This window comes from Jidongwangia harbinensis (genome assembly GCF_020216025.1).
Taxonomy (GTDB): domain Bacteria; phylum Actinomycetota; class Actinomycetes; order Mycobacteriales; family Micromonosporaceae; genus Actinoplanes; species Actinoplanes harbinensis.
Genome location: NZ_JAIWNC010000119.1, coordinates 1 through 592 on the forward strand (window position 1 = coordinate 1; position 592 = coordinate 592).

A 592-nucleotide genomic window follows, 5' to 3' on the forward strand; every position below is an offset into this window, starting at 1 on the left:
TGGCTCGACCACGTCAGCGCCGCCGCCGCGTGTACTCGTCCGATCCGGCTGTCCGGCGCCATCGACGTCAAGAACCCCGACGGCGCGCTCATGCACACCATCGACACCGATTCGATGCCCGACGGCGCCATCTACACCCCGTGCGGCAACCGCCGCGCCTCCGTGTGCCCGTCCTGTGCCGAGGTGTACCGCCGCGACACCTACCAGATCATCCGCGCCGGTCTGGAAGGCGGCCGATACGGGCTCCCGCCGCTCGGTGACCACCTGGCCGTGTTCCTCACCGCCACCGCCCCGTCCTTCGGCCCGGTGCATCACCGCGTCGTGAAGACCCACGCAGCCGACTGCCGATCCAAGGACCGTTGCACCTGCCGCGCCAACCTGTGCCGGCCGTTCGGCAAACCCTGCGAGCACGGCGCCGAGACGCGGTGCACCGCCCGCCACAAGGCCACCGACCCCGCGCTGGGCACGCCGCTGTGCCTGGACTGCTACGACCACCACGGCCAGGTCGTGTGGAACCTCGAAGCCACCGAACTGTGGCGGCGCACCATCCAGGAATTCGACCGCGAACTCGAACGCCTCGGCAAACGCCTCG

The 592-nt window shown here is 70.3% G+C and carries 1 protein-coding gene; it reads left to right on the forward strand.

Translation table 11 applies throughout. The annotated features are described in order from the left end of the window. Positions 1-592 (forward strand): replication initiator (locus tag LDL48_RS43245; RefSeq protein WP_372472348.1); only part of this gene is annotated, 592 nt, incomplete at both ends.